The following is a 5,207-nucleotide window of genomic DNA, read 5'->3' on the forward strand; positions in this document are numbered from 1 at the left end:
GTGTATAAGAGACAGGAGGTGGGGAGAGTGGGAGAGTGGGAGATGGGGAGATGGGGAGAGTGGGAGAGTGGGAGAGTGGGAGAGTGGGGACAATTTTCCTTCTTCCCTCAAGCCTCAACATCATCCTTCTTCCTTTAACATTCATCCGTTACATCCGTTACACAATCCGTTGCCGAACTTCCTTCTTCCTTCGCCATCCTTGATTTATCGTAACAGTTGCCTCAGTCCTGAAGTTTTATGATGGTGATAGGAAATCAAATTTTCGGCCTTAAATCGGGACGAACTAGACTTTATCACCGGGGAGCAATTAAAAATGATGATGAAAGCCCAAGATATTATGACAACAGAAGTTGTTACCATTCGGGGTTCCGCCACGGTAGCTGAAGCAGTGGCGACGATGAACGAACTTTGCCTGCGCGCGCTAATTGTGGAACGCCGCCACGAACAAGACTCCTACGGTATTGTTACGGAAACCGATATTGTTTACAAAGTAACAGCCTACGGAGTAGACCCGCAAAAAGTCCGCGTTTTTGAGATTATGACCAAACCGTGCATTACGGTGAATCCAGACTTGGGTGTAGAATACGTGGCGAGGTTGTTCGCCAATACTCGCATCCGCCGAGCTCCGGTGATTAAGGATAAGCTGCTTGGCATTATTTCGGTAACAGATATCTTGACAAAAAGCGATTTTGTTGATAAGCCGAAAAGTGTTTTATTTGAAGAAGAAATCGAAAGGGCGATCGCGGATGCTAGAACAGTCTGTTCCCAAAAAGGCGCTACTTCTAGAGAGTGCGCGGTAGCATGGGACATTGTAGAGGAAATGCAGGCTGAGGCTTCTCACCAGCGATCGATGAAGCTTGACAAAACTGCTTTTGACGAGTATTGCGAGGAAAATCCCGAAGCTGCCGAAGCGCGGATGTACGACAGTTAATTTAGTCCTCAGTCATTAGTTGTTAGTCATTAGTTATCAACTCTTATTTAGGGATTGATAGCTAATAGCTAACAATCGGAAATAGCTGGTTTTCGGCTATCTTCACGAAAACTAAAAATCTTAAGTATTTGGTTGATTCATACAAAACACGTTCAGCTTATTCCCATCGAGATCCCGAAAGTATCCCGCATAAAACCCCGGCAACACGCCTCTGGGCCCCGCGGCTCCTTCATCCTTAGCCCCAAGTTCGATCGCTTTGTTATAAACTAAGTTTACTTTTTCGGGACTGTCAACTTGAAGAGCTATCATGACTCCATTGCCAACAGTTGCTCTGTTACCATCAAAGGGTTTTGTAATAGCAAGTGCTGGTCGATCTGGAGAAACGCTCCATGCGATAAATCCGTCGAATTCCATGAATCGTCGAGCGCCAATTTCAGCAAGCAAAGCATCATAAAACTTGGCTGCACTTTCAATATCGTTGGTACCCAGTGTAACATATCCGATCATATTTTTTGTCCTCTAACTGATGTCAAGATAAAAAAAAGTTTGAGCAAATAACAACTGAGTTAAACTGAATCCTTAGAAAACCAAAGCTACAACTCAAACATCATTTGATATCATAACTCAAACTATCTCGGTGTTGTCCGCTCCAATGATTTATTGCCGATCGCTAATACATTCGGGAGTGTCTCTAGTTGGACTGTTGACGATCGCACTTACCGCCTTTGCTTTCATTGCAGCAGCATAGGGCTTTAACAGCGGCAAAACTTGCTGAGCGCTGTTAACAGCAGTATCGAGCCACTCTTCCCAAGCGCTGTCGGGCAAAATCACCGGCATTCGATCGTGCACCGGCTGCACAGTTTCGTTAGCAGCGGTAGTAATTATAGTACAAGATACAATCTTTTCTCCTTCTGGAGATTCCCAATTTTCCCACAAACCGGCAAAAGCAAAAGGTTCGCCCTGGGCTATTTGAAAATAGTAAGGCTGTTTGTGTTTTCCCTGTGGCAGCCATTCGTAGAAACCATCAGCGACTATCAAACATCGCCTGTGCTTGATGGCGCTGCGAAAAGCAGGTTTTTCCGCGACTGTTTCCGATCGCGCGTTAATCATCTTGCTGCCGATTTTCATATCTTTGGCCCAACTCGGAATTAAACCCCAGCGCATAAATTGAAGCTGTCGCTGCATTTTTTCTGGCTCAACAGTGACAGTCGCAATTGATTGAGTTGGGGCGATATTGTATCGCGGTTTGATGTCGGGAACTTCCGACAGTTTGAAGAATTCGGCGATGATTTGAGCTGAAGTATTTAAAGTGAATCGTCCGCACATAATTTATAGTTGATATTAACGCGGTTTGTTCAATTTTTCCTGGGGTTTAAACCCCGATAGCACTGTCAGTTTCTAGGAGTCGCTACGCGATTTTGCTGCATTCTGGAATATTCCGGGTCAGCCATTCAGCGCGTAACTTTTCAATAGCTAATTCTTTGAATTTAGCTTCTACTTCAATCCAAGGAGCTTGATAATAACACTCTGGCATTTCTGTAATTAAATCGCTGTGGCGCGGATCGGCAAAAAATTCTTTTCCGTTGGATATGTGGACTAATTGCAATTCAGGAACTGACCAAGTTGTGCGGGCTGCTGCGAGCATTTCGGCAACGCTGGGATCGTCGTAACTTTCTAAATGTTCGTGAATGACGTGGTGGTGCGCGTCAAAAACCATCGGTACTGCGGTATCGAGACAAACTTCTAAAATTTCTGAGGAACTGTAAGCGTATTCGTCATTTTCAAAGGTTAAGCGCGATCGAATAGATTCGGGTAAGTCGCGGATGACTGATGTGAGTTGCGAAGCGCGAGATCCCTTACCGCCGTGAATGTTCATCAGTGCGTAGGGATCTCGGGGTTGTTGCAACATATCTAAGATTAAAGCATGAGTTGCCAGAATTTTAATGCTGTTTGCAACGACATCCGGCTTGTCGGAACTGAGGACAACAAATTGATCCGGGTGGAGTACCAAACGGATGTTGAGGGAAATTGCGCGATCGCCGATTCTCCGCAATTCCTCAGCCATTGAGTGCAGCACTGCTTCCCCCAAATCTGTATCTGCAAAAGGGAACAGCGCAGAAGTCATGCGATACAATTTAATGTTATTTGCACAGCAGAAATCAATCGCTTTGTCAAGCCGTTTTAAGTTGTCTGCATACAATTCGCGCAACACTTTTTCTTGTTCAGTTTCCGCAAGCTGTAAAAGTCGCTTCCGCGTGACTGTGCGAAAGCGAACAGCATCGGATGTTGTAATGCAGACTAACCCCAACTCCGGCAATTTGTCCTTTTCCAATACTTGGTTAATCTCGCTCATTTCTCAATAATCCTTAACTTGACTTTTATGCTAAATAGGTTGGTAGTAAGGATTTTAGTCCTTAGTTCGGAAGTTTGGAGGGACTACTCGCGTTTCCCGAAAAAATTGCTATATCTCCCGATCCCCCCCATTTCCCCTTAACAATCAACTCCGCAAACGACCAGAACGCAAAATGCTAAGAATCAACCACAAACCCAAAAAACTCGCCGCCCCAAACAAACCGTTGCTTAGAAAAGATAATTGAGCAGTTTGCGCGTTAGAAGAAATAATTGCCGCCCCCACAATCAGCGAACCCACGACAATACTAAAAGAAAGTCTGTTCGCAGAATCTCCCAAAGTGCGGCGCAGCGGATCGAGTTCTTTTATGCTCAAGTTCCACTTCAAAGTTTCCGAAGTCACCCGCTCTAAAAGCACTTCCACCTGTCGCGGAGATTGCAAAGACAAGCTTTTCAGATCCAGGGCAGTTCTCAGCAAAGCTTGCACCGGGTCGTCTCCCAACAACTGACGCCGAAACATATCGGTCATCAGCGGTTTTACCTGCTCTACAATATTGAATCTTGGATTGAAAGAGCGTGCTAAGCCTTCCAAATTAGCTAGAGTTTTTGCGTACAAACCGAGATTGCTGGGCAGCCTAATTTTATTTTTTCTGGTAATTTCCAGCACTTCATAAAATATTTCCGATAAGTTCATTTGCGACAAGCTAACATTGTAATACTTTCGCAGCATTCGAGCCAAATCGTTTTCGAGAATAGCTAAACTTTTAGGTTGAGCAAATTCTGCCATTTCCAATGTTAATTGAGCGCAGCGCTGAGCGTCTAAATCGACAATTGCCAGCAACATTTCTGTCAAATTCTGCTGGGTGCGCGGATCTAATCTGCCGACCATGCCGCAGTCTAGCAGGGCAATCCGACCGTCTTTGAGATAAAATAAATTGCCGGGATGCGGGTCTGCGTGAAAGAATCCGTCGATGTATAACTGCTGGAAGAAAACGCGACAAAGTAGCGTTGTAATTTCTTCGCGTTCGGCATTTATATCTCCTTTGTGGCCAATTCCTTGCAAATCGCCTAACAAAATCGGTACTCCGTTCAGCCATTCCATTACTAAGAGTTTTTTGGTGGTCAACTCCCAGTTGATTTCTGGTAGAACAACTTGTTTTGGGTCGAACCATTTACTTTTAGATAAATTGCGGCGCAGTTCGTCGGTGTAGCTGGCTTCTTGAATGAAGTCTAGTTCTGCACGGAGGGCGATCGCAAATTCTTCGGCTAGGGCGACAATATCGTATTGTTGACCGAATTCTGTGAGCATGACAAGTTCGGCCAAACCTCGGAGTACGGCGATGTCTTGTTCGATGACAATATCGATACCGGGGCGCTGAACTTTCAGGGCGACTTCGCGGCCGTCTTTTAAGGTAGCTTTGTGGGTTTGGGCGATCGACCCTGCGGCGATCGCCTGAGTGTTAAATTTAGCGAAGGTATCTTCGAGAGATTGTGTGAGTTCCTTGCGGACAATAAATTCTACTTCCGACCAAGGTACGGGCGGAACTTCCGCTTGTAGCGTCGAGAGGGTTTCGATGTAGGCGGCGGGTAAAAGGTCGGGACGGGTACTCAGCAATTGTCCCAATTTCACAAAAACTGGGCCTAATTCTACCAGGATGTTGCGGAGAACAGCGGGAGTTGGGAGACTGGGTGCGTCGGTTTTGCGGCCGGTTAGGAGGCTTTTCATGTAGTCCCAACCGTTGCGGAAGACGACCTCTAGGATTTCTCCTTTGCGAGAAGTGTTTTGAACTAGGCTGAACAAGGGGCCTCCGGGTCGATCGACTTTGCTAGCAATATAACTACTAGGATAGCGCTGTTGACCGAGCTGACCATTGTCTTGAGGAATAATTTGGGGGTGAGAGGGTGGGAATGGGCGCAATTTCTGAAG

Annotated in this window: 5 protein-coding genes; 1 reads left to right on the forward strand and 4 read right to left on the reverse strand. The window is 45.8% G+C overall.

The window, feature by feature from the left end; all coding sequences use genetic code 11:
* The first annotated feature begins 313 nt into the window (after window positions 1–313).
* A complete protein-coding gene (locus AACV78_RS20660; protein ID WP_194012391.1) occupies window positions 314–931 on the forward strand; it encodes a CP12 domain-containing protein in 618 nt (205 codons plus the stop codon).
* Window positions 932–1,051: 120 nt separating this feature from the next.
* Here the strand turns inward: AACV78_RS20660 and AACV78_RS20665 are convergent, their stop codons facing one another.
* From AACV78_RS20665 to AACV78_RS20680, 4 genes are all read right to left on the reverse strand, one after another.
* Window positions 1,052–1,438: a VOC family protein gene (locus tag AACV78_RS20665; protein ID WP_194012392.1), complete on the reverse strand. Its 387-nt coding sequence runs from the start codon at window positions 1,436–1,438 to the stop codon at window positions 1,052–1,054.
* Window positions 1,439–1,588: 150 nt separating this feature from the next.
* On the reverse strand, window positions 1,589–2,257 hold the full coding sequence (locus AACV78_RS20670) for an SOS response-associated peptidase (RefSeq protein ID WP_194012393.1): 669 nt from the start codon (window positions 2,255–2,257) through the stop codon (window positions 1,589–1,591).
* Window positions 2,258–2,339: 82 nt separating this feature from the next.
* Entirely contained in the window at window positions 2,340–3,284 is a 945-nt protein-coding gene (gene uvsE, locus AACV78_RS20675; protein WP_194012394.1) for a UV DNA damage repair endonuclease UvsE, read from the reverse strand.
* A 144-nt stretch (window positions 3,285–3,428) separates the two neighbouring features.
* Window positions 3,429–5,081, reverse strand: coding sequence for an ABC1 kinase family protein (locus AACV78_RS20680; protein WP_194074421.1), 1,653 nt, complete (start codon window positions 5,079–5,081; stop codon window positions 3,429–3,431).
* Window positions 5,082–5,207 lie beyond the last annotated feature (126 nt).

Source organism: Tychonema sp. LEGE 07196 (assembly GCF_963890365.1).
Classification (GTDB): Bacteria; Cyanobacteriota; Cyanobacteriia; order Cyanobacteriales; family Microcoleaceae; genus Microcoleus.

What these genes read in the sequence shown, in the direction of transcription:
- AACV78_RS20660 (WP_194012391.1), top strand. Translation starts at nt 314, where the DNA reads ATGATGATGAAAGCCCAAGATATTATGACAACAGAAGTTGTTACCATT.
- uvsE (WP_194012394.1), bottom strand. Translation starts at nt 3,284, where the DNA reads ATGAGCGAGATTAACCAAGTATTGGAAAAGGACAAATTGCCGGAGTTG.
- AACV78_RS20670 (WP_194012393.1), bottom strand. Translation starts at nt 2,257, where the DNA reads ATGTGCGGACGATTCACTTTAAATACTTCAGCTCAAATCATCGCCGAA.
- AACV78_RS20665 (WP_194012392.1), bottom strand. Translation starts at nt 1,438, where the DNA reads ATGATCGGATATGTTACACTGGGTACCAACGATATTGAAAGTGCAGCC.